Origin of the sequence: Bordetella pertussis 18323 (assembly GCF_000306945.1) — a bacterium.
Taxonomy (GTDB): domain Bacteria; phylum Pseudomonadota; class Gammaproteobacteria; order Burkholderiales; family Burkholderiaceae_B; genus Bordetella; species Bordetella pertussis.
In genome coordinates, this window is sequence record NC_018518.1 from 3,415,659 (window position 1) to 3,438,047 (window position 22,389).

Annotated in this window: 17 protein-coding genes; 1 reads left to right on the forward strand and 16 read right to left on the reverse strand. The window is 68.0% G+C overall.

Annotation, left to right across the window (positions count from 1 at the left end):
* Nucleotides 1-10 precede the first annotated feature (10 nt).
* Together secA and BN118_RS16140 are read right to left on the reverse strand one after the other, a co-directional pair.
* A complete protein-coding gene (gene secA, locus BN118_RS16135) occupies nucleotides 11-2,746 on the reverse strand; it encodes a preprotein translocase subunit SecA (RefSeq protein ID WP_003814564.1) in 2,736 nt (911 codons plus the stop codon).
* Nucleotides 2,747-2,925: 179 nt separating this feature from the next.
* A complete protein-coding gene (locus BN118_RS16140) occupies nucleotides 2,926-3,912 on the reverse strand; it encodes a M23 family metallopeptidase (protein WP_003814565.1) in 987 nt (328 codons plus the stop codon).
* A gap of 128 nt (nucleotides 3,913-4,040) precedes the next feature.
* Here BN118_RS16140 and BN118_RS16145 point away from each other — a divergent pair, with 128 nt between their 5' ends.
* Nucleotides 4,041-4,448: a flagellar hook-length control protein FliK gene (locus BN118_RS16145; protein ID WP_010931255.1), complete on the forward strand. Its 408-nt coding sequence runs from the start codon at nucleotides 4,041-4,043 to the stop codon at nucleotides 4,446-4,448.
* A 111-nt stretch (nucleotides 4,449-4,559) separates the two neighbouring features.
* Here BN118_RS16145 and lpxC read toward each other — a convergent pair whose 3' ends face one another.
* The 14 genes from lpxC to rsmH all read right to left on the reverse strand — a co-directional run bounded on the left by lpxC (nucleotide 4,560) and on the right by rsmH (nucleotide 22,381).
* The gene (gene lpxC / locus BN118_RS16150; RefSeq protein WP_003814567.1) at nucleotides 4,560-5,483 is read right to left on the reverse strand and encodes a UDP-3-O-acyl-N-acetylglucosamine deacetylase; all 924 of its coding nucleotides are present in this window, start codon (nucleotides 5,481-5,483) and stop codon (nucleotides 4,560-4,562) included.
* A 228-nt stretch (nucleotides 5,484-5,711) separates the two neighbouring features.
* Nucleotides 5,712-6,896, reverse strand: coding sequence for a cell division protein FtsZ (ftsZ, locus tag BN118_RS16155; RefSeq protein ID WP_003814568.1), 1,185 nt, complete (start codon nucleotides 6,894-6,896; stop codon nucleotides 5,712-5,714).
* A 188-nt stretch (nucleotides 6,897-7,084) separates the two neighbouring features.
* Complete coding sequence (gene ftsA, locus BN118_RS16160; RefSeq protein WP_003814569.1) at nucleotides 7,085-8,311, reverse strand: cell division protein FtsA; 1,227 nt, start codon at nucleotides 8,309-8,311, stop codon at nucleotides 7,085-7,087.
* Between the two features lie 4 nt (nucleotides 8,312-8,315).
* Nucleotides 8,316-9,137, reverse strand: coding sequence for a cell division protein FtsQ/DivIB (locus tag BN118_RS16165; RefSeq protein ID WP_003814570.1), 822 nt, complete (start codon nucleotides 9,135-9,137; stop codon nucleotides 8,316-8,318).
* Between the two features lie 12 nt (nucleotides 9,138-9,149).
* A complete protein-coding gene (locus BN118_RS16170) occupies nucleotides 9,150-10,100 on the reverse strand; it encodes a D-alanine--D-alanine ligase (protein WP_003814571.1) in 951 nt (316 codons plus the stop codon).
* On the reverse strand, nucleotides 10,097-11,503 hold the full coding sequence (gene murC / locus BN118_RS16175) for a UDP-N-acetylmuramate--L-alanine ligase (RefSeq protein WP_010931256.1): 1,407 nt from the start codon (nucleotides 11,501-11,503) through the stop codon (nucleotides 10,097-10,099). Before murC ends, BN118_RS16170 begins: the two co-directional genes overlap by 4 nt.
* Nucleotides 11,500-12,573 carry an undecaprenyldiphospho-muramoylpentapeptide beta-N-acetylglucosaminyltransferase gene (murG, locus tag BN118_RS16180; RefSeq protein WP_014906022.1) on the reverse strand — a complete coding sequence of 358 codons (1,074 nt, stop codon included), beginning with the start codon at nucleotides 12,571-12,573 and terminating at the stop codon, nucleotides 11,500-11,502. Before murG ends, murC begins: the two co-directional genes overlap by 4 nt.
* Nucleotides 12,570-13,763: a putative lipid II flippase FtsW gene (gene ftsW, locus BN118_RS16185; protein WP_010931258.1), complete on the reverse strand. Its 1,194-nt coding sequence runs from the start codon at nucleotides 13,761-13,763 to the stop codon at nucleotides 12,570-12,572. Before ftsW ends, murG begins: the two co-directional genes overlap by 4 nt.
* On the reverse strand, nucleotides 13,760-15,292 hold the full coding sequence (murD, locus tag BN118_RS16190; RefSeq protein WP_014906023.1) for a UDP-N-acetylmuramoyl-L-alanine--D-glutamate ligase: 1,533 nt from the start codon (nucleotides 15,290-15,292) through the stop codon (nucleotides 13,760-13,762). The genes ftsW and murD overlap by 4 nt, the downstream gene beginning before the upstream one ends.
* Entirely contained in the window at nucleotides 15,289-16,458 is a 1,170-nt protein-coding gene (gene mraY, locus BN118_RS16195; RefSeq protein ID WP_019247664.1) for a phospho-N-acetylmuramoyl-pentapeptide-transferase, read from the reverse strand. The genes murD and mraY overlap by 4 nt, the downstream gene beginning before the upstream one ends.
* Nucleotides 16,448-19,285 carry a bifunctional UDP-N-acetylmuramoyl-L-alanyl-D-glutamate--2,6-diaminopimelate ligase MurE/UDP-N-acetylmuramoyl-tripeptide--D-alanyl-D-alanine ligase MurF gene (gene murF, locus BN118_RS16200; protein ID WP_014906024.1) on the reverse strand — a complete coding sequence of 946 codons (2,838 nt, stop codon included), beginning with the start codon at nucleotides 19,283-19,285 and terminating at the stop codon, nucleotides 16,448-16,450. The genes mraY and murF overlap by 11 nt, the downstream gene beginning before the upstream one ends.
* Nucleotides 19,282-21,012 (reverse strand): peptidoglycan D,D-transpeptidase FtsI family protein, encoded by a 1,731-nt coding sequence (locus BN118_RS16205; protein WP_014906025.1) that lies wholly within the window; start codon nucleotides 21,010-21,012, stop codon nucleotides 19,282-19,284. The genes murF and BN118_RS16205 overlap by 4 nt, the downstream gene beginning before the upstream one ends.
* The gene (ftsL, locus tag BN118_RS16210; RefSeq protein ID WP_014906026.1) at nucleotides 21,009-21,287 is read right to left on the reverse strand and encodes a cell division protein FtsL; all 279 of its coding nucleotides are present in this window, start codon (nucleotides 21,285-21,287) and stop codon (nucleotides 21,009-21,011) included. The genes BN118_RS16205 and ftsL overlap by 4 nt, the downstream gene beginning before the upstream one ends.
* On the reverse strand, nucleotides 21,287-22,381 hold the full coding sequence (gene rsmH / locus BN118_RS16215; RefSeq protein WP_003814582.1) for a 16S rRNA (cytosine(1402)-N(4))-methyltransferase RsmH: 1,095 nt from the start codon (nucleotides 22,379-22,381) through the stop codon (nucleotides 21,287-21,289). Before rsmH ends, ftsL begins: the two co-directional genes overlap by 1 nt.
* Nucleotides 22,382-22,389 lie beyond the last annotated feature (8 nt).

Here is a 22,389-nt window from a genome sequence, read left to right on the forward strand (position 1 = left end):
CTCCGGTGCGTCAGGCCAACTGGCCGTGGCAATGCTTGTACTTCTTGCCGCTGCCGCACGGGCAGGGTTCGTTGCGGCCGACCTTGGGCAGCACATTGCGCACCGGCTGCGCGCCCTGCGGCTGGCCATCGTCGGCCAGCGCCTCGTCGTAGTCGGAGTGGTGGTACTGCACGTTCTGCACGTGGGGTTGCGCCGCATCGGCCTCGGCCTGCTCGACCTGCTCGGCCGACTGCACCCGCACCGTCATCAGCACCCGCACCACGTCGTCGCGGATACGGTCCAACATGCCCGAGAACAGCTCGAAAGCCTCGCGCTTGTATTCCTGCTTGGGGTTCTTCTGGGCGTAGCCGCGCAGGTGGATGCCCTGGCGCAGATAGTCCAGCGCAGACAGGTGCTCGCGCCAATGCGTATCGATCGACTGGAGCATGATCGAGCGCTCGAACTGCGCCCACGACTCGGCCCCGACCTGCTCCACCTTGGCCGTGTAGATCTGGCGCGCGGCCGCCACCACACGCTCGAGCAGTTCCTCGTCGGTCAGGTTGGGCTCCTGCTCCAGCATATCGGTCAGCGGCAGCTGGATGTGCCAGTCGCCCGCCAGCGCCTTTTCCAGCCCGGCGACGTCCCATTGCTCCTCGACCGATTCCTCGGGGATGAAGCCACGGAACATTTCGGCCACGGCGGCATCGCGCAGGCCCTCGACGGTCGCGCCGATGGAAGCGGCTTCCAGCACCTCGTTGCGCTGCGAATACAGTACCTTGCGCTGGTCGTTGGCCACGTCGTCGTATTCGAGCAGCTGCTTGCGGATGTCGAAGTTGCGGCCCTCGACCTTGCGCTGGGCAGTCTCGATCGAACGGGTCACCATGCCGGCCTCGATGGGCTCGCCCTCGGGCAGCTTGAGGCGCTCCATGATGGCACGCACGCGGTCGCCGGCGAAGATGCGCATCAGCGGGTCTTCGAGCGACAGGTAGAAGCGCGACGAGCCCGGGTCGCCCTGGCGCCCCGCGCGGCCGCGCAGTTGGTTGTCGATACGACGCGACTCATGGCGCTCAGTGCCGATGATGCGCAGGCCGCCGGCCTGCTTGACGCGCTCGTTGAGCGGTTTCCACTCGGCACGCAGCGTTTCGATGCGCGCCTCCTTCTCGGCCTCGCTCAGCGCCTCGTTGGCGTGGATCAGGTCGACCTGCTTGTCGACGCTGCCGCCCAGCACGATGTCGGTGCCGCGGCCGGCCATGTTGGTGGCGATGGTGATGTGGCCCGGCTTGCCGGCCTCGGCGACGATCTCCGCCTCGCGCGCGTGCTGCTTGGCGTTGAGGACCTCGTGCGGCAGCTTGGCCTGGCGTAGCAGGCCGGCCAGCAGCTCGGAGTTCTCGATGCTGGTGGTGCCCACCAGCACCGGCTGGCCGCGCTCGTGGCAGTCGCGGATGTCGTTGAGGATCGCCTGGTATTTCTCTTGCGTCGTCTTGAAGACCTGGTCGTTCTGGTCCTTGCGGACCATCGGCTTGTTGGTCGGGATGATGACGGTTTCCAGGGTGTAGATCTCCTGGAATTCGTACGCTTCGGTATCGGCGGTCCCGGTCATGCCCGACAGCTTGTCGTACATGCGGAAGTAGTTCTGGAAAGTGATCGAGGCCAGCGTCTGGTTCTCATGCTGGATCTTGACGCCTTCCTTGGCCTCGACGGCCTGGTGCAGCCCATCGGACCAGCGGCGGCCAACCATGAGGCGGCCGGTGAATTCGTCGACGATCACGACCTCGTCGTCCTGCACCACGTACTGCTGGTCGCGGAAGAACAGCGTATGGGCGCGCAATGCCACCATCATGTGGTGCATCAGGGCGATGTGGCGCGGGTCGTAGAGCGACTCGCCCTCGGGCAGCAGGCCCACGCGCGTGAGGATCTTCTCGGCGCTCTCGTGGCCGGCCTCGGACATGTAGACTTGCTGGCTCTTCTCGTCAACCCAGTAGTCGCCTTCGGGCTCGGGCTCGTGCGGCTTGGGTTCGGACGCCATGCGCTTGAGCAGCGGCGGCACCGCGTTCATGCGCACGTAGAGCTCGGTGTGGTCCTCGGCCTGGCCGGAGATGATCAGCGGCGTGCGCGCCTCGTCGATCAGGATCGAGTCCACTTCGTCGACGATGGCGTAGAAGAGGCGGCGCTGGCGGCGGTCCTCGACGCGATACTCCATGTTGTCGCGCAGGTAGTCGAAGCCGAATTCGTTATTGGTGCCGTAAGTGATGTCGGCAGCGTAGGCGGCGATCTTCTCGTCGTTGGGCTGCTGCGGCACCACCACGCCGGTCGACATGCCCAGGAAGCGGTACAGCCGCCCCATCCACTCGGCGTCGCGGCGGGCCAGGTAGTCGTTGACCGTCACGACGTGCACACCCTTGCCGGCGATGGCGTTCAGGTAGACCGGCAGCGTGGCCATCAGCGTCTTGCCCTCGCCGGTACGCATTTCGGCGATCTTGCCGTTGTGCAGCGCGATCCCGCCCAGCATCTGGACGTCGAAGTGGCGCATCCCGAACACGCGCTTGCCCGCCTCGCGGACCACCGCGAAGGCTTCCGGCAGCAGGTCGTCCAGCGACGTGCCCTGCTGATGCCGATCGCGAAACTCCTGAGTCTTTGCCGACAATTCCTCATCGGAAAGAGCCGAAATCTTGGGCTCCAGGCTATTAATCTGAGCTACCTGCTTGCGATATTCCTTCAGCAAGCGGTCGTTACGACTACCAATGAGTTTTTTGAGCAGAGAAACCATGCGTGTCGTTGGCGGCACCGGCCGGTTTGCGCCGCAACGGCGGCGGACAGACCCGTGACTGGATTGTTGTTGTCTGGTTGAGCGGGCAAACCCGCCGGGAAACGATCCAGTTTAACGCACCTGGACCGCAACGGCCTGCCGTGCGCACGGCGGCCCCATCCGGCCTCGCGACGCGCCGTTCAGCGGGTCGCCGAAGCCGCGGGCGCCGTGGCTGGCGCCTGGGCCACGGTGGGCGGCGCCGTCTGCTGGGGCCCCAGGAACAGGCGCGGATCCAGCGGCTGGCCGGCCAGCCGCACCTCGAAATGCAGGTGCGGCCCGGTGGAACGGCCCGACGAGCCCACGCGGGCGATCTCCTGGCCGCGCTCGACCACGTCGCCCGGCTTGACCAGCAGGCGCGAGGCGTGGGCGTAACGTGTGATCAGGCCGTTGCCGTGGTCGATTTCCACGCTGTTGCCGTAGCCGCTCTGGTATTTGGCCACCAGCACCACGCCCCCCGACGCCGCCAGGATGGGCGTGCCGCTGGGCGCCGAGAAATCGAGCCCTTCGTGCATGGCGTAGCGGCCCGTCACCGGGTTGCGGCGCCAGCCATACGATGAACTGAGGTAGGGGTATTCAGTGATGGGCATGGCCGAAGGCAGCAGCGCCTTGTCCGCGGAACGGCGCGTCAGGGCTGCATCCAGCAGCCGCAGGTTGTCGGCCTGCTGCGCCATGCGTACCTGGATCTCGTCGAGCTGCTGCGCCAGGTCGGCGGCCGTGGCCGGCGACGGCGGCTGCCGGTCGGTGAACAGGTCATCCATCACGTGGGTGGCTTCCTCGGGCATGCCCTGCAGCTGGGTGGCCAGTTCCGGGTCGGTATAGGCGACCCCGGCCACCTGGGCCACGCGCCGCCCCAGCCCGTCGATACTGGCCAGCTTGGCCTGCAGCGTGCCGACCTTGGTGGCAAGCATGGTAACGTTCTCACGCACGAACGCCGTATCCCGGTCGGGGCTGACGGCCTGGGCGTAGGCAGGCCAATCGACCGCGTACGCGGCCGGAGCCGACGGGGACATATAGCGTTGCACGGCCGCGCCCACGATGGCGGCGGTCAGCAAGGTGGCGCCCACCAGCAATGCCAGGCGCCCGCCCCCGAGAGTGAAATGCCCTTCCCGCCCGGGCTGGGCATGCATAATCACGATCTTCAAGCTTGCATCCTGTTATTTGAGCCGGCATGGCCAGTCGAAACACATACCGTCCTCCGCGTTCTTCCACCAACCGCCCCGGCGACCGTAGCGCCCTGGGGTGGCTGGGTCATGACATGCGCGGCGCCGGCGTATTGGCCACGGCGCGCAAGCACCTGCAGATACAGCACGCCGTGGCGGCGGTCCTGCCGCCGGCGCTGGGAGCGCTGTGCGTGGTCGCCAAGCTGGAGAACCAGCATCTGCAGTTGGCAGTGCCGGGCCCGGCCCACGCGGCCAAGCTGCGCCAGATGGCGCCGCGCATTGCCCAGACCCTGACAGGTCAAGGTTGGAACGTAAACGAAATCAGCGTCCGGGTGCAAGCCGGCATGCCGCGGCCGGGACAAAAAGCGCCACGCCCGCCCAAGCTGGCCCAGCCCCTGGGCTCGACTGCCCTGGATGCCTTCGAGACGCTGCATCGGGGCTTGCGCCCCGGCCCCCTGGCCGACGCCGTGGCGCGGCTGCTGAAACACCACAAGAACCGCTGACGCGGGGCCGGCCAGCGGCCGGCAAACCGGGGACGCCTGAGCATCCCCACCAAAAAGCCTATGGCCGCTCAGCGCGGCCATAGGACGAAAACCGATATCGGCAAGGCCTGGTCAGGCCAGCTTCCATTCGTGCCGGAACGCCTGCGGCGCCTCGGCTTGGGATTCATACGTCACCAGCTCCCAGGCATCCTGCTGTTCGAGCAAGGCGCGGGCCAGCTGGTTGTTCAGGGCATGGCCCGATTTGTAGGCAACGTAGCGCGCCACCAGCGGCTTGCCCAGCAGATACAGGTCGCCGATGGCGTCCAGGATCTTGTGCTTCACGAATTCGTCATCGTAGCGCAGGCCGTCGCTGTTGAGCACCCGGAACTCGTCCATGACGATGGCGTTGTCCAGGCTGCCGCCACGCGCAAGGCCCATCGAGCGCAGGGCCTCGACCTCGTTGACGAAGCCGAAGGTGCGCGCGCGCGCGATTTCGCGCACGTACGAATGGGTGGCGAAATCGATTTCGGCGAAATTGGCCGTGGAATCGATGGCCGGATGGCGGAAGTCGATCGAGAACGCCAGCGCGAAACCCTCGTGCGGCTCCAGGCGGGCCCATTTTTCGTTGCGGCCCTCGCCTTCGCGCACCTCGATGGGCTTCAACACGCGGATGAAGCGCTTGGGCGCATTCTGCTCGACGATGCCGGCCGAACGCAGCAGGTACACGAACGTGGCCGCGCTGCCATCCATGATGGGAACTTCTTCGGCCGTCAGGTCGACATGCAGGTTGTCGATGCCCAGGCCGGCCAGTGCCGACATCAGGTGCTCGACGGTGGAAACGCGCACGTTGCCCTGCTGCAGCACCGACGCCATGCGCGTGTCGCCCACGCCGATGGCCGAGGCCGGCAGGTCCACGACCTGGGGCAGGTCGACGCGGTGGAAGACAATGCCGGTATTCGCCTCGGCCGGACGCAGGGTGAGTTCGACCCGGCGACCCGAATGGACGCCCACGCCTATCGTGCGTACGAGATTTTGAATACTGCGCTGTCGGAACATGACGACTCTATTATTCTTGCGAAAGCCGGAAATCTACCAATAGACACCGGCATAACCGGGCTATTGTAACCTCCAGGGAACAATGCTGCCAGCCAAGTCCATTGCCAATAAATAATGCGTCCCTTTTATTGGCGGACAGGCGGACCGCTCCGACTCCGGCCCGCCGGGGAAAGGGCGGGCCGGAGTTGAGGGAGTTAGAGCCGTAGGACGGCTCTTTGGTTCACTACGTCAATCGGCTTGCTTGCGCAGGAAGGCCGGAATGTCGAAGTGGTCCATCCCGGAGCTTTCCAACGCGCGCACCTGGGCCGAAGCCTGGCTGCGCGGGTTGCGCATCACCGACGGCATGTCCAGCCCGCGGTAATCGCCCTGCTGGCCAGCCAGCATGTTGCCCACCGGCATGTTGTCGGTGCCGGTACGCAACGCCTCGCTGGTGTGCTGCACCAGTTGCGGACGGACGGCCTCGCGGCCCAGGCCGGTGGCCACCACGGTCACGCGCAGCTCTTCGCCCATCTGCTCGTCGTAGGCGGTGCCGAAGATCACGGTGGCGTCGTCCGAAGCGTAGCTGCGGATCGTTTCCATGATTTCGCGCGTTTCGCGCATCTTCAGCGTGCGGCTGGCGGTGATGTTGACCAGCACGCCGCGCGCGCCGTTCAGGTCCACGCCTTCGAGCAGCGGGCAGGCGATCGCCTTTTCCGCCGCCACGCGCGCGCGGTCCGCACCGCTGGCCGCGGCCGTGCCCATCATGGCCTGGCCCTGCTCGCCCATGATCGTCTTGACGTCTTCGAAGTCGACGTTGACGTTGCCCTCGACATTGATGATCTCGGCAATGCCCGCGCAAGCGTTGTGCAGGATGTCGTCGGCCGCCTTGAAGCAGTCTTCCTGCGTGGCGTCGTCGTCCATCAGCTCGTAGAGGTTCTCGTTGAGGACCACGATGAGCGAATGCACGTGCTTGCCCAGCTCGCCGATACCGTCTTCGGCCATGCGCAGGCGTTTGTTGCCTTCGAAGGTGAACGGCTTGGTGACCACGCCGACGGTCAGGATGCCCAGCTCCTTGGCCACTTCCGCGACCACGGGGCCGGCGCCCGTGCCGGTGCCGCCACCCATGCCCGCGGTGATGAACACCATGTGCGCGCCGTTGAGCGCCGCGCGAATCTCCTCGCGCGCCGTCTCGGCCGAAGCACGGCCCTGCTCGGGCTTGGCGCCCGCGCCCAGGCCGGTGCGGCCCAGGCGGATCTGCACCGGCGCATTGGTAGCCGCCAGCGCCTGCGCGTCGGTATTGGCGCAAATGAAGTCCACGCCGCTGACACCGCTGCGAATCATATGCGCGACGGCGTTGCCGCCCGCGCCCCCAACACCAACGACCTTGATTACGGTCCCCTTGGCGTTGTTCTCAAGCATCTCAAAGTTCATCATGATGACTCCCTCACAAGTCCGAATTGCAAATCACAAAAATTCCCCAACAACCTATCTTTTGTGAATCGCCTCAAAGCCGAAGCCGACCGTGGTCCGCAACGGGTTTGAGACGCCTCCCCTTTCCGGTCCGCCCGGCAATACCGCCGCCGCGCGCACCGAGGAACAGGCCCCGACCTGTCCCTTCCTGATCAGTTCATGAACCATTCCTTCATGCGCGCCAGCAGGGTCTTGAAGTTGCCGGTCTGCGCCGCCACCTTGCGGCCGCGCAGACGCTGCATGCGCGCTTCCTGCAGCAAGCCCATCACCGTCGAGAAGCGCGGGTTGCGCATCACGTCGGCCAGGCTGCCTTCATATTCGGGTACCGCCACGCGCACCGGCTTGAGGAACACGTCCTCGGCCAGTTCGATCATGCCGGGCATCTGCGCCGAACCGCCGGTGAGCACCACGCCCGAGGCCAGCAGATCCTCGTAGCCGGAGTCGCGCACCACCTGCTGGATCAGCGTGAACAATTCCTCGACGCGCGGCTCGATCACCGCCCCCAGGGCCTGGCGCTTGACCTGGCGCGGGCCGCGATCGCCCAGGCCCGGCACTTCGACCGCCTCGTCGGGACGCGCCAGCACTTGCTTGGCCACGCCGTAGCGCAGCTTGATTTCCTCGGCATCGGGCGTGGGCGTGCGCAGCATCGCCGCGATGTCGTTGGTGATCTGGTCGCCCGCGATCGGGATCACGGCCGTGTGGCGGATCGCGCCGCCGGTGAAGATGGCGACGTCGGTGGTGCCGCCGCCGATATCGACCAGCACCACGCCCAGCTCCTTCTCGTCGGCGGTCAGGCACGCCAGGCTGGAGGCCAGGGGCTGCAGGATCAGATCCTGCACTTCCAGGCCGCAGCGGCGCACGCACTTGACGATGTTCTGCGCGGCGCTGACCGCGCCCGTGACGATGTGCACGCGCACTTCCAGGCGCAGGCCGCTCATGCCGATGGGCTCGCGGATGTCTTCCTGGCCGTCGACGATGAACTCCTGCGTCAGCACGTGCAGCACCTGCTGGTCGGTGGGAATGTTCACCGCCTTGGCGGTTTCGATCACGCGGGCGACGTCGGTGGCTGTGACTTCCTTGTCCTTGACGGCCACCATGCCGCTGGAATTGAAGCTGCGGATATGGCTGCCGGCGATGCCGGCGTACACGTCGCGGATCTTGCAGTCGGCCATCAGCTCGGCCTCTTCGAGGGCGCGCTGGATGGAGTTGACCGTGGTTTCGATATTGACGACCACGCCCTTGCGCATGCCGCGCGATTCATGCTGGCCCAGGCCCAGCACTTCGAAGCGCCCTTCGGGCAAGATCTCGGCCACGACAGCCACCACCTTGCTGGTGCCGATATCGAGGGCGACGATAAGGTCCTTGATGTCACGGGTCATGGCGTTAGCGTTTCTTGGCAGGTTTCGATTTGGAATGTGATGCATGCTCGGGCGGCAGCGGCGCCAGCGCCAGGGCAAATCCGGTTGGGTAGCGCAGGTCGGCCTGCGTCACCGTGCGTCCTTCGAGCCGGCTGCTGACCACCGGCCAGGCCTGCACGAAGCGCTGAATGCGCGCGGCGAACGGCAAGGCGCCGGGCAGGCCGTGCGGATCGGGCGCATCGGCACCCGGATCGCGGCCCAGGTCCAGCTTCATGCCGTTGGACAGCGTCACGGCCCACGCATAGCGCGGGTTGAGCACCAGCTCGCGCACATGCATGTCCAGCGGCGCGAACCAGCGCGCCAGCTCGGCGTAGCGCTGCACCACCAGGCTCTCCGTGCCTTCCGGCCCGGTGAAGTGCGGCAGCACCATGTCGTCGGCCAGCTCGCCCGTGTTGGCGGTGAACGCTTCGCCCCAGGTGTTGATCATCTGGTTCTCGTTCCACAGCGCCAGCGGCTGCTGCTCCTCGACGCGCACGCGCAAGGTATTGGGCCAGATGCGCCGCACCGTGGCATGGCGCACCCAGGGCACCGACTCGAACGCCTCGCGGGCTTCGTCCAGGTCGACGGTAAAGAAATTGCCCCCGAAGCGCCCCGCGATCGCCGCGCGCACGGCGCCGGTCGAGACATAGTGCATCTCGGTCTCGGGCATGGACTCGATCTCGATGGCCGCCAACGTGAAATAGGGACGCTGCGCCACCCACGCCACGCCGGCCAACAGCATGGCGGCTACCGCCAGCACGGCCAGCGTGTTGGCGATCAGGTTGATGGTGCGAGCGTCGTTCCACACAGAGCGTCCCGTTCAATCTTGTCGCGCCGGGCTGCGCACTTTGCACGCGGCCTCGGCCAGGATGGCCACGCACAGGTCGGCATAGCTCATGCCCACCGCGCGCGCCGCCATCGGCACCAGTGAATGGCCGGTCATGCCGGGCGAAGTATTCATTTCCAGCAGCCAGGGCCGGTTCTCCCGGTCCAGGATGAAGTCGACCCGGCCCCAACCCTCGCAACCCAGCGCGGCGTAGGCGCGCTCGGCGACGGCGGCCACGTCCGCGGCCACGTCCGCGGGCAGGTCGGCCGGGCAGAAGTACTGCGTGTCGTCCGAGAAGTACTTGTGTTCGTAGTCATAATTGCCGCCGGGCGCGACGATCTCGATCACCGGCAAGGCGCGCGCCGCGGCGCCCGAGCCCAGCACGGCGACGGTCAGTTCGCGGCCCGTGATGAACTGTTCGGCCAGCACCTCGGCGTCGAAACGCGCGGCCAGCTCGTACGCCGCCTTCATGTCCGAATAGCCCGCCACCTTGGTGATGCCGACGGTCGAGCCCTCGTGCGGCGGCTTGAGTATCAGCGGCAGGCCCAGGCGGTCGGGCACCAGGCGCAGTTCGGTGCTGCCGCCCAGCACCTCGAAGGCCGGCGTGGGCAAGCCGTGCTGCAGCCACACCCGCTTGGTCATGATCTTGTCCATCGACAGGCTGGAGGCCAGCGGCCCGCTGCCGGTGTAAGGAATGCCCAGCAGCTCCAGCGCTCCCTGCAGCGTGCCGTCCTCGCCATAGCGGCCATGCAGGGCGATGAACACGCGCTCGAAACCCGCCGCGGCGAGGTCCGCCAGGCTGCGCTCGCCGGTGTCGAACAGGTGCGCGTCCACGCCGGCGCTCAGCAGGGCTTCGTGCACGCCCTTGCCGGACATCAGCGACACTTCCCGCTCGGCCGAACGGCCGCCGTACAACACGCCGACTTTGCCGAATTGCTTGCTCATGCCAGTTCTCCCACGAGGGCCGGCGTCTTGCTGATCGAGCCTGCTCCCATCACCACCACGACGTCGCCGTCGCGCACGAAATCGAGGATGGCCTGCGGCAATTCGCCCACGTCCTCGACGAAGACCGGCTCGACCTTGCCGGCCACGCGCAGCGCGCGCGACAGGGCGCGGCCGTCGGCCGCCACCAGCGGCGCCTCGCCCGCCGCGTAGACCTCGGTCAGCAGCACGCCGTCGGCCGAGCCCAGCACACGCACGAAATCCTCGAAGCAGTCGCGCGTGCGGGTATAGCGGTGCGGCTGGAAAGCCAGCACGATGCGCCGCTGCGGCCAGGCGCCGCGCGCCGCGGCCAGCGTGGCCGCCATTTCCACCGGGTGATGGCCGTAGTCGTCGACCAGTGTGAAGATGCCGCCGCCATGCGCGGCCGGCACCGGCAGGTCGCCCCATTGGGTAAAGCGCCGCCCGACGCCCTTGAAGGCGGCCAGCGCCTCGCGGATCGCGGCGTCGTCCACGCCCAGCTCGGTGGCCACGGCAATGGCCGCCAGCGCATTGCGCACGTTGTGCAGGCCGGGCAGGTTCAGCTCGACCTGCAGCGCGGGCAGTACCACGTCGCGGTCGCGCCGCTGCACCGTGAAGCGCATGCGGGTGCCGTCGGCCTGCACGTCCTGGGCGCACACCTGCGCGTCGGGGCTGAGTCCGTAGGTGGTGATCGGCCGCGACACGAACGGCATGATCTCGCGCACGTTGGCGTCGTCGGCGCAAAGAATGGCGCTGCCATAGAACGGCAGGCGCTGGGTGAATTCGATGAAGGCGCTCTTCAGGCGCGCCACGTCGTGGCCGTACGTATCCATGTGATCGGCGTCGATGTTGGTCACGATGGCCATCACCGGCAGCAGATTCAGGAACGAGGCGTCCGACTCGTCGGCCTCGACGACGATGTACTCGCCCTGGCCCAGGCGCGCGTTGGCGCCGGCCGAGGTCAGCCGCCCGCCGATCACGAAGGTCGGATCGAGGCCGCCGGCCGCCAGCACGCTGGCCACCAGACTGGTCGTGGTGGTCTTGCCATGCGTGCCCGCGACCGCGATGCCGCGCTTCAGGCGCATCAGTTCGGCCAGCATCACGGCGCGCGGCACGACCGGGATGCGCGCGGCGCGCGCGGCCAGGACTTCCGGGTTGTCGCCGGCCACGGCGGTGGAGGTGACGATGGCGCCGGCGCCGGCCACGTTGGCGCGGTCGTGCCCGATGGCGATGCGCATGCCCAGCTCGGCCAGGCGGCGCGTCACGGCGGATTCGTTCAGGTCGGAACCGCTGATGGTATAGCCCAGGTTGAGCAATACCTCGGCGATGCCGCTCATGCCCGAGCCGCCGACGCCGACAAAGTGTATGTGTTGGATGCGATGTTTCATGATGCCCGCCTCGCTGCCTGCTCGCAAACGTCGGCGATATGGGCCGCGGCGCGCGGCAGCGCATGCGTGCGCGCCCGGCCGGCCACGGCCTGGAGTTCTTGTCGGGTACGCTGGCCCAGCCACTGCGCCAGCCACTGCGGCGTCAGGCTGGCTTGCGGCTGCAGCCAGGCCGCCTGCGCGTCGCTCAGGAAGCGCGCGTTGGCGGTCTGGTGGTCGTCGATGGCGTGCGGGAACGGCACGAACAGGGCCGCGACGCCGGCCGCCGCCACTTCCGACACCGTCATGGCGCCGGCGCGACAGATCAGCAGGTCGGCCTGGGCCATGGCGTCGGCCATGTCGTCGATGAAGGCGCGGCAATCGGCCTGCACGCCCGCTTGCGCATAGGCCTGCTGCAAGGCGGGCAGATGCTGCTCGCCCGCCTGGTGCACCACCTGGGGCCGCGCCTGCTCCGGCAACAGCGCCAGCGCCTGCGGCACGGTGGTGTTCAGCGCATGGGCGCCGAGACTGCCGCCAACCACCAGCACGCGCAACGCGCCGCTGCGGCCGGCATAGCGTTCGGCGGGCTCGGGCAGCGCGCACAGATCGGCGCGCACCGGGTTGCCCAGCGCCTCGCCGCGCGGCAACACGCCGGGAAAACCGCTGAGCACGCGGCGCGCCAGCCTGGCCAGCCAGCGGTTGGCCGTGCCGGCCACCGCATTCTGTTCGTGCACGACCAGCGGCGTGCGGCGCAGCGCTGCCATGACGCCGCCCGGGAAAGCCACATAGCCGCCCATGCCCAGCACCACGTCCGGCCGGATATCGGCCAGCCTGCGCCAGGCCTGCGCGCAAGCGCACGCCAACAGGAACGGCAGTTTCAGCAGCGCGGCGGCGCCGCGCCCGCGCACGCCCTGGAAGCGCAGGGGAACCAGTTCGATGCCGCGCGGCGGCACCAGCCGGCCTTCCATCTTGTCGGGATTGCCCAGCCACAGCACGCGCCAGCCGCGCTCGCGCAGCACTTCGGCCACCGCCAGGCCCGGCATGATGTGGCCGCCCGTGCCGCCCGCCATGATGAGGATGGTCGGTGCGCTCATACCCGGCCTCCCCGCATCATGACGCGATTCTCGACGTCCACGCGGATCAGCATCGCCAGCGCGCACAGGTTCATGACGATGCCCGAGCCGCCGTAGCTCATCAGCGGCAGGGTCAGGCCCTTGGTGGGCAGCAGGCCCAGGCACACGCCCATGTTGATGAAGGCCTGCACGCCCACCCACATGGCCACGCCGTGCGCCACCAGCCCGGCGAACGTGCGCTCCATCGCGATGGCCTGCCGGCCGATGTCGAAACCGCGGTAGACGATGATCGCGAACAGCGTGATCACCAGCATGACGCCGGCGAACCCCAGCTCCTCGCCCACCACGGCCATCAGGAAGTCGGTATGGGCCTCCGGCAGGTAGTGCAGTTTCTCGACGCTGGCGCCCAGGCCCACGCCGAACCACTCGCCGCGCCCCAGGGCGATCAGCGAATGCGACAACTGGTAGGCGCTGCCGTAGGCATTGGCCTTGTTCCAGGGGTCCAGGTAGGCGAACAGGCGCGCGCGCCGCCAGGGCGACACCCAGATCAGCATCAGGAAGGTGCCCACCAGCACGGCCAGCAGGCTGCTGAAATACTTGCCGTTGATGCCGCCCAGGAACAGGATGCCGATGGCGATCGCCACGATCACCATGAACGCGCCCAGGTCCGGCTCCAGCAGCAGCAGCATGCCCACGCCGCCCAGCGCGCAGGCCATCGGCAGGAAGCCGCGCGAGAACGCCTGCATGTGCTCCTGCTTGCGCACGGTGTAGTCCGCGGCATACAGGAGAGCGGCCAGCTTCATCAATTCGGAGGGCTGGAAATTCAGCGGTCCCAGCGGGATCCAGCGATGCGCGCCGTTGACCTCGCGGCCGATGCCGGGAATCAGCACCGCCACCAGCAGGATCAGCGCGAACATGAACAGCGGCACGGCCAGGCGCTGCCATACCCGGATCGGCACGCTCAGCACGACGGCGGCGGCCAGCAGGCCGGCCGTCAGGAACAGCCCGTGGCGGATCACGAAGTAATAGCGGCCGTAGGAGGCGTAGCGCGGCCCGTCGGCCAACGCGATGGAAGCCGAATACACCATCAACAAGCCCAGCAGCAGCAGGGTCGACGCGGCGACGATCAGCGGCATGTCGTAATTGCGCATGCGCGTGCGGCCGGGCCGTACGGCGTTCACACTGGCGGTGAGTTCGGCGAACAGGCTCATGCCACCTCTCCCCGGTCGAGCGCGAGTTCCCGCACCTCCGCGGCGAATACTTCGCCACGGTGCGGGTAATTGCGGAACATGTCGAAGCTGGCGCAGGCCGGCGACAACAGCACGGCATCGCCGGGCTGCGCCAGCTCGGCGGCGCGGCGCACGGCCTCGCGCATGTCGGCAGCGGCCACGCAGGGAACGCCGGTGGGCTCGAGCACCTTGCCGATAGCCGCCCCGTCGACGCCGATCAGCACCACGGCGCGCGCGTGGCGGCGCACCACCGGCACCAGCGGCGAGAAATCCTGGCCCTTGCCCTGTCCGCCAGCGATCAGCACGACCTGCTGGCCCAGGCCTTCCAGGGCGGCCACGGTGGCGCCCACGTTGGTGCCCTTGCTGTCATTGATGTAGTCGACATCGCCGATCGAGCGCACCAGTTCGGCGCGATGCGGCTCGCCGGCATAGTCGCGCAGGGTGCGCAGCATCGGGCCCCAGCCCAGGTCGAGCGAGCGGGCCAGCTGCATCGCGGCCAGGGCATTGAGGGCATTGTGCACGCCACGGATGCGCAGGACATCCACCGGCATCAGGCGGCTCATGCGGCCACCGGCGCGGGTGGGCGGCGGCGCGTCCTTCTTGCGTCGCGGCGCCGGCGCCGGCTCGTCGAAATCGTTGGATTCGCAGGCGGTCAGCCACGCAACGCCCTGACCCAGCTCCAGGCCCATGTCACCGACCAGGGCGGGCACGTCGCGGCCGAAGCTGCGTACATTCAAGGCTTGCAGGCTCTCGACCATGGCGACCGTCAACGGATCGTCGCGGTTGACGATGGCCAGGCGCGCCGGCTTGAGGATGCGGGCCTTGGCTTGCGCATAGGCCTGCATGTCGCCATGCCAGTCGAGGTGGTCCTGGGTCACGTTCAGCACGACCGCGGCGTCGGGCGCCAGCGTCCGCGTGGTTTCCAGCTGGAAGCTGGAGAGTTCCAGCACCCACACCTGAGGCAGATCATCCTGGTCCAGCGCATCCATCAGCGCGGCCAGCGCGGCGGGGCTGATATTGCCGGCCGCGCGCGCGCTCATCCCGCCTGCCTCGATCAGCTGCCGGGTCAGCGCGGTGACGGTGGTCTTGCCATTGGTGCCAGTGATCGCCAGCACGCGCGGACGATACTCTCGGGATTCGGCCAGGCCGGCCAGCGCGCGGGCGAACAGCTCGATCTCGCCCACCACTTCCACGTTGCGCTCACGGGCCTGCTCCAGCAGTTCGCGGGTAGGCGACTCGTGCGGCACCAATCCCGGGCTCAGCACGATCTGCGCCACACCGTCGAGCAGGTCCGGGGGGAACTGCTCGCCGCAGCCCAGCCGGTATTCGACCGTGGCATCGGCCAGCGCCGCTTGCAGCGCGGCCAGCCCTCCCGGTTGCGCGCGCGAGTCCGTCACGCGCAGGGGCGAACCCTGGCGGGCGTACCAGCGCGCGGCGGCCACGCCCGTCTCGCCCAATCCGAGGATCAGGACAAGCGGTGCGGCGGCACGGGAGGTTTCAGTCGTATTCATCGCAACTTCAGTGTGGAAAGGCCGACCAGCACCAGCATCATGGTGATGATCCAGAACCGCACGACAACCTGGGTTTCCTTCCAGCCGCCCACCTCGAAATGGTGATGCAGCGGCGCCATGCGGAATATCCGCCGGCCCTGGCCGTACTTGCGCTTGGTGTATTTGAACCAGGTGACTTGCACCATGACCGAAAGGGTTTCGACCACGAACACGCCACCCATGATGAAGAGCACGATTTCCTGGCGCACGATCACCGCGATGGTGCCCAGCGCGCCGCCCAGCGCCAGCGCGCCGACATCGCCCATGAACACTTGCGCCGGATAGGCGTTGAACCACAGGAAGGCCAGGCCCGCGCCCCCGATGGCGGCGCACAGCACCATCAGCTCGGCCGCGCCGGGAATGTACGGGAACAGCAGGTACTTGGAATAATCGACGCGGCCAACCACGTAGGCGAAGATGCCCAGGGCGCTGCCGACCATGACCGTAGGCATGATGGCCAGGCCGTCCAGGCCATCGGTCAGGTTGACGGCGTTGCTGGTGCCAACGATGACGGCCCAGGTCAGGGCCACGAAGCCCAGCACGCCCAGCGGATAGCTGACCGACTTGAAGAACGGCACGATCAGGTCGGCCCGCGTCGGCAGCGGCATCGTGAACCCGCTACCCACCCATGCCTTGAAGAGCGGCCACAGTTCGGTATTGGCGGGTGCCGAGACGGCGAAGGCCAGATACACGGCGGCGACCAGCCCGATGGTCGCCTGCCAGAAGAACTTCTGCCGGGCCGGCATGCCTTCGGGATCGCGGTAGACGACCTTGCGATAGTCGTCCATCCACCCGATCCAGCCAAAGCCGAACGTCACCAGCAACACCACCCAGACGAAGCGATTGGTCCAGTCCGCCCACAGCAGCGTGCTGATGGCGATCGCGATCAGGATGAGCGCGCCGCCCATGGTCGGCGTGCCCGTCTTGACCAGGTGCGACTCCGGGCCGTAGGCGCGCACGGCCTGGCCGATCTTCATTTCGGTCAGGCGGCGGATCACGCGCGGCCCCGCCACCAGGCCGATCAGCAGCGCCGTCGCGCACGCCAGCACGGCGCGCAGCGTGATGTACTCGAATACGCCAATGGCGCGCACGTCGTCGGACAGCCACCGGGCGATCTCAAGCAGCATGCTTGTCCCCCTGCCCCGAAGGCGCCTGATTGTTGCCGCTGAAAGCCGTCACTACCCGCTCCATGCGCATAAAGCGCGAACCCTTGATCAAAATGCTGGACGGGCGCAGGCCGCGCAACGCGGCCACGACTTCGTCAACCGATGCGCAGGCGCGCGCCGCCGGACCGAATGCGTGTGCGGCATCCCGGCTGGCCTCGCCTAGCGTGATAAGCGCGTCGATGCCATGCTCGCGCGCGTAATCGCCCACCTCGCGATGCATGGCGGGCCCGTTGTCCCCGACTTCGCCCATGTCGCCGAGCACCAATGCGCGCGGCGCGGGCAGCCGCGCCAGCACGTCGATGGCGGCGCGAGCCGAGTCAGGATTGGCATTGTAGGTGTCATCGATGAGCACGGTTCCGTCACTCATTTGCCGATGCTGCATGCGCCCGGCGACGGCCTGGAAACCGGCCAGCGCCGCGATGCAGGTATGCAGGGGCGCGCCGGCCGCCAGGCCGCAAGCAATCGCCGCCAGCGCATTGCGCAGGTTGTGCAGGCCCGGCACGGGCAGGTCCAGCCCGGCGCTGCCGGCCGGGGTCACCACGCCGCATTGCGTGCCATGCGCCTGCGTCACGACACGCTCGGCGTAGACATCCAGGCCCGGTTGCAGGCCGAAGCGCAGCACCCGGCGCGCGCCCGCCAGCTTGTCCCAGATGGCGGCGTAGGGTTCGTCGCCCGGATAGACGGCCACGCCGTCCTCCGGCAAGGCGCCGATGACCGCGCCGTTCTCGTGCGCCACCGCCTCGACGGTATGCATGAATTCCTGGTGTTCGCGCTGGGCATTGGTCACCAGCGCAACCGTCGGCGCCGCCATCGCGGCCAGGCGTTCGATCTCGCCGGGATGGTTCATGCCCAGCTCGAAAACGGCGGCGCGATGCCGCGCGCGCAGGCGCAGCAGGGTCAGCGGCACGCCGATCTCGTTGTTGAAATTGCCAGCCGTCGCCAGGCGGCCGTCGTCGCCCTGCCACTGCGCCAGGATGGCGGAAATCATTTCCTTGGTGGTGGTCTTGCCATTGCTGCCCGTCACGGCGACGACCGGCAGCGTGAAACTGGAACGCCAGGCCGTGCCCATGCGGCCCAGCGCGGCCAGCGTATCGCCCAGCACCAGCTGGGGCAGCGCCACATCCGCCACGGGATGCGCCACCACGGCGGCGCAGGCGCCGGCCGACTGCGCCTGCGGCAGATAGTCGTGGCCGTCGAAATTTTCGCCCGACAGGGCCACGAACAGCTCGCCGCGGCCGATGCGGCGCGTATCGGTCGACACCGCGCCCGCATGCGGCAGCAACAGCGCCAGCCGGGCCCACTGGCGATCGTCGAACGGCAATTTGCGGCCGCCGATGTCCTGGTAGGTTTCATGTCCCTTGCCGGCCAGCAGTATCACGTCGTCGGGAGCCGCGCTCCACAGCGTCTGCATGATGGCCAGCGCGCGGTCAGGCTGCACCGCCGCGCGCATGCCGGCGGGGATGCCGGCCAGAATCTGGTCGATGATGTCCTGCGGCGATTCGCTGCGCGGATTGTCGCTGGTGACCACCACCCGGTCGGCCCGCTCGACGGCGATACGGCCCATTTCGGGTCGCTTGCCGGGGTCGCGCTCGCCGCCGCAGCCGAACACGCACACCAGGCGCCCGCCGCGCGCCTGCGCCACCGGGCGCAAGGCGGTCAGCGCGCGCGCCAGGGCGTCGGGCGTATGGGCGTAATCGACCACCACCAGCGCCCCTTGGGCGCCCGCGGTCAGGTGCTGCAACGGCACCGGCGTCACGGCCTGCAGGCGGCCGTCGACCGGCGAAATCGCCGCCAGTTCGCGCGCGATCTGCGGCAGCGGCCAGCCCAGCTTGCTCAGCGCGCCGGCCACCAACAGCAGATTGGAGATATTGTGCTGGCCGAGCAGGCGCGTGACGATCTGCGCTTCGCCATCGGGCAGCGCCAGCGTGAACACCTGGCCATGCGCGGTGGCCTGCAGGTCGCGCGCGTGGACGTCGGCGGGAGCCCCTTGCAGCGAGTAGCCGGTCTTCAGCGCGGCCGGCAGGGACGCCAGCAACCGTTCGCCGGCGGGATCGTCCGCATTGACGACGGCGGCCTGCAGGTCCGGCCATTGGAACAGCGCCGCCTTGGCCTGCTCGTAGCGCTGCATGGTGCCGTGGTAATCGAGATGATCGCGCGTCAGGTTGGTAAAACCCGCCACCGCGATGCGGATATGGTCCAGCCGGCCCTGCTCGATGCCGATGGACGAGGCCTCCAGGGCCACCGCGCGCGCGCCCGCGGCACGCATCCGGGCCAGCGTGCGGTGCATGGTCAGCACATCCGGCGTGGTCAGGCTGCCGCCCAGCGACTGGCCGTCGGGCAGCAGCGCGCCCAGGGTGCCGATGCTGCCGCACGGCTTGCCCATGCGCGTGAGCACCTGCGCCAGCCATTGGGTGCACGAGGTCTTGCCGTTGGTGCCGGTTATCGCCACCACGCTCAGGTCCTGCGACGGACGGCCATACCATTCATCGGCCAGCGCGCCAAGCAAGGTGCGCAGCTGCGCGACCGGCAAGGCCTGCGCGCCCACGGGCGCGACCGACGCGCCTTCGGTTTCGTACAGGATGGCGCTGGCGCCACGCGCCAGCGCCTGATCCATGAATTGGCGACCGTCGCTGGCCAGGCCGGGGCAGGCGACGAACACATCGCCCGGCTCGATCTCGCGCGAATCCAGGCGCAGATCGGCCGTCGGGGCGACGCATCCGCGCAGCCACGCCAGCGCCTGGTCCAGGTGCTGCCGTTGCACGGCGTTCAGGCGATTCGTCGGGCTCATCGCGCGCCCTCCGGATTGCCGGCCACGATGGTCGACTCGAACGGCGCGTCGGGCTGCACGCCCATCAGCCGCAGGCTGCCGCCCACGATGCGCGAGAACACCGGCGCGGCGATGGCGCCACCGTAATAACCGCCCACCTGCGGCTCGTCGATCGAGACCGCCACCACGATCTTGGGATTGGAGACAGGCGCAAAACCCACGAACGAGCTGCGGTGGCGCTGAGCGCTGTACTTTCCGTCGACAATCTTGCGCGCGGTGCCGCTCTTGCCGGCCACCCGGTAGCCCTGAACCTGGGCGCGCTTGGCCCCGTCGGGCCCGGCTGCGGCCTCCAGCATGGCGCGCACGGTGGCGGCGGTCTTGGGGTTGTAGACCCGTACGCTGGTGGGCGCGCTTTCGCGCTTGACCAGCGTCAGCGACACCATGTCGCCATCGCGCGCGAAAACGGTATAGGCACGAGCCACCTGCAGCAGCGACACGGACAGCCCGTAGCCGTAGGCCATGGTGGCCTTCTCGATCAGGCGCCAGCGGTCCCACGGACGCAGGCGGCCGGGCGCAGCACCGGGAAAGCCCAGCTGGGGCGCCTGCCCGAGCCCCAGCCCTGTGAACAGATCCCACATCTCGCGCGACTGCAGCTTCTCGGAGATCATGGTCATGCCGATATTGCTGGACTTCAGCAGCACTCCGGCCAGATCCAGCGTGCCGTTGCGGCTGACATCGCTGATCGTGCTGCCCTGGTATTGAAAGCGGCCGTTACCGGTCTCGAACATGGTCGCGGTCGAGATGCGGCCCAGATCCAGCGCCAGCGCGGCGGTGAACGGCTTCATGATCGAACCCGGCTCGAATGTATCGGTGATCGCCTGGTTGCGCAGCGTCGAGACCTGGAACGTCTCGCGATGGTTCGGATCGAACGAGGGCAGGTTGACCAGCGCCAGGACCTCGCCGGTATGCACGTCGATCACCACGGCCGTCGCGCTCTTGGCCTGGTGCGCGACGCGCGCGTCCTGCAGTTCCTTGTACACCAGGTACTGCAGGCGCGTGTCGATGGACAGGCGCAGGTCGCGGCCGTCGACCGGCAAGGCCACCGCCTGCACGTCCTCGATGACGCGGCCCAGGCGATCCTTGATGACGCGGCGCGAGCCCGGCTGGCCCGACAATTGCTGGTTGAACGTCAGCTCGACGCCCTCCTGCCCCTGGTCCTCGACATTATTGAAGCCCACGATGTGGGCCGTGACCTCGCCTTCCGGGTAGTAGCGGCGCGACTCCGGCTGCTGGTGGATTCCGGGCAGGGCCATTTGCTTGATCTTGTCGGCAACGTCCATCGGCACCTGACGCTTCAGGTACACGAAATTGCGGTCTTCGTCGGCCAGCCGGCGACGCAGCTCGGCCACCGGCGTCTGAAGCAGTTGCGCCAGCGCGGCCACCTGCTCGGGCGGGATCGGCTTGGCGTCCTCGGGAATCGCCCATATGGCGCGCGCCGGCACGCTGGATGCCAGCACCACGCCGTTGCGATCCAGGATCTTGCCGCGCGTGGCGGCCAGGGTCAGCGTGCGCTCGTAGCGGCGCTCGCCCTGCTGCTGCAGGAACTCGGTCGACAGGCCCTGCAGGAACAGGGCGCGCCCGGCCAGCACGACAAAGCCGCCGAACAACAGTATCAGCACCAGACGGGCGCGCCACATGGGCAGCTGCCCGCGCAGCACGGGATTGTCGAAGAAAGGCACCCGCCTCACTGGGCGCCTCCGGCGGGCTGGTTCATATAGAGCGTGCGGTCGGGCACGATCGGAATCATCTGCAGGTCGTCACGCGCGGCACGGTCGATGCGGGCGTTGCGCGCCAGCTCGGCCCGCTCCAGCTGCAGGCGGCGCCAGTTCGTATCGAGATCGCGCGCCTCGGCCTGGCTACGCCCCAGTTCGATGAAGAGCTGGCGCGACTGGTAGCGGCTGGTGACCAGGGAAATGGCCGACAGCATCAGCAACGCGGCAACGATGAGACTGATGCGCCCCATTAGCGACGCCTCCCCTTGGAACCGGCGCGCGTGCCGCGCACCGGCTCGCCGGGCACCCGGCCGGCCTTGACGAAACCAGCCCCGCCGCCAGGCGGCAGCGGCTCGCCCGTGCGTTCGGCCACCCGCAGGATGGCCGAACGGGCGCGCGCATTGCCGGCCACTTCGACGTCGTCGGCGACAACCTTGCCCAGCGAGCGCACCAGCGGTTGCGGCAATTCGCTTTCACGCAAGGGCAGGCGCGCGTGCGCGGCGGCCGGACGAGCCGCCGCCGCGATGCATTGCTTGACCATGCGATCTTCCAGCGAATGAAAACTGATCACCGCCAACCTCCCCCCCGGGCCAAGCAGGTCTAGAGCTGACGCGAGGGCGCGAGCGAGCTCTTCGAGCTCCCGATTGATGTAAATCCGTAGAGCCTGAAAGGTGCGTGTGGCCGGATGCTGCCCCTTTTCGCGCGTGCGGACGGCGCCGGCGACGCACTCGGCAAGCTGGAGCGTGGTGTGCAGCGGCCGTGTTGCGCGGCAAGCAGCAATCGCTTTTGCAACCTGAAAAGCAAACCGTTCTTCGCCATAATCTGCTATGACCTCCCGCATCTCATCCACGCTGGCTTGCGCCAGCCAATCCGCCACCGTGGGGCCGCGGGTCGTATCCATCCTCATGTCGAGGGGACCGTCCCGCATGAACGAAAACCCCCGTTCGGCATCGTCAATCTGGGGCGATGACACGCCCAGATCCAGCATCACGCCATCGACCTGCTCGATGCCGCGCGCCGTCAATTCCTCGGCCATGGTGGCAAAGCCGCCATGCACCACTTCCACCCGCCCATCGCCGGCGGCCAGTTCCCGGGCCACCGCGATCGCCTGCGGATCCTTGTCGAACACCACCAGGCGCGCCTGCGCGCCCAGCCGGGCCAGCAGCGCGCGGCTGTGTCCGCCGCGGCCGAACGTGCCGTCGACGAAGACGCCGTGCTGCAGGCGCGTGGCCGCATCCGGCCCCGGCTCGCCGGCCTGACGGTGGGCGCCCTTGCCGCCGAAATCCGGCAGCACCAACGCGTCAACCGTCGGCTCCAGCAGCACGGGCCGATGTTCGAATTCCATATCCGGCT

What these genes read in the sequence shown, in the direction of transcription:
- secA (WP_003814564.1), bottom strand. Translation starts at nt 2,746, where the DNA reads ATGGTTTCTCTGCTCAAAAAACTCATTGGTAGTCGTAACGACCGCTTG.
- BN118_RS16140 (WP_003814565.1), bottom strand. Translation starts at nt 3,912, where the DNA reads ATGCATGCCCAGCCCGGGCGGGAAGGGCATTTCACTCTCGGGGGCGGG.
- BN118_RS16145 (WP_010931255.1), top strand. Translation starts at nt 4,041, where the DNA reads ATGCGCGGCGCCGGCGTATTGGCCACGGCGCGCAAGCACCTGCAGATA.
- lpxC (WP_003814567.1), bottom strand. Translation starts at nt 5,483, where the DNA reads ATGTTCCGACAGCGCAGTATTCAAAATCTCGTACGCACGATAGGCGTG.
- ftsZ (WP_003814568.1), bottom strand. Translation starts at nt 6,896, where the DNA reads ATGATGAACTTTGAGATGCTTGAGAACAACGCCAAGGGGACCGTAATC.
- ftsA (WP_003814569.1), bottom strand. Translation starts at nt 8,311, where the DNA reads ATGACCCGTGACATCAAGGACCTTATCGTCGCCCTCGATATCGGCACC.
- BN118_RS16170 (WP_003814571.1), bottom strand. Translation starts at nt 10,100, where the DNA reads ATGAGCAAGCAATTCGGCAAAGTCGGCGTGTTGTACGGCGGCCGTTCG.
- murC (WP_010931256.1), bottom strand. Translation starts at nt 11,503, where the DNA reads ATGAAACATCGCATCCAACACATACACTTTGTCGGCGTCGGCGGCTCG.
- murG (WP_014906022.1), bottom strand. Translation starts at nt 12,573, where the DNA reads ATGAGCGCACCGACCATCCTCATCATGGCGGGCGGCACGGGCGGCCAC.
- ftsW (WP_010931258.1), bottom strand. Translation starts at nt 13,763, where the DNA reads ATGAGCCTGTTCGCCGAACTCACCGCCAGTGTGAACGCCGTACGGCCC.
- murD (WP_014906023.1), bottom strand. Translation starts at nt 15,292, where the DNA reads ATGAATACGACTGAAACCTCCCGTGCCGCCGCACCGCTTGTCCTGATC.
- mraY (WP_019247664.1), bottom strand. Translation starts at nt 16,458, where the DNA reads ATGCTGCTTGAGATCGCCCGGTGGCTGTCCGACGACGTGCGCGCCATT.
- murF (WP_014906024.1), bottom strand. Translation starts at nt 19,285, where the DNA reads ATGAGCCCGACGAATCGCCTGAACGCCGTGCAACGGCAGCACCTGGAC.
- ftsL (WP_014906026.1), bottom strand. Translation starts at nt 21,287, where the DNA reads ATGGGGCGCATCAGTCTCATCGTTGCCGCGTTGCTGATGCTGTCGGCC.
- rsmH (WP_003814582.1), bottom strand. Translation starts at nt 22,381, where the DNA reads ATGGAATTCGAACATCGGCCCGTGCTGCTGGAGCCGACGGTTGACGCG.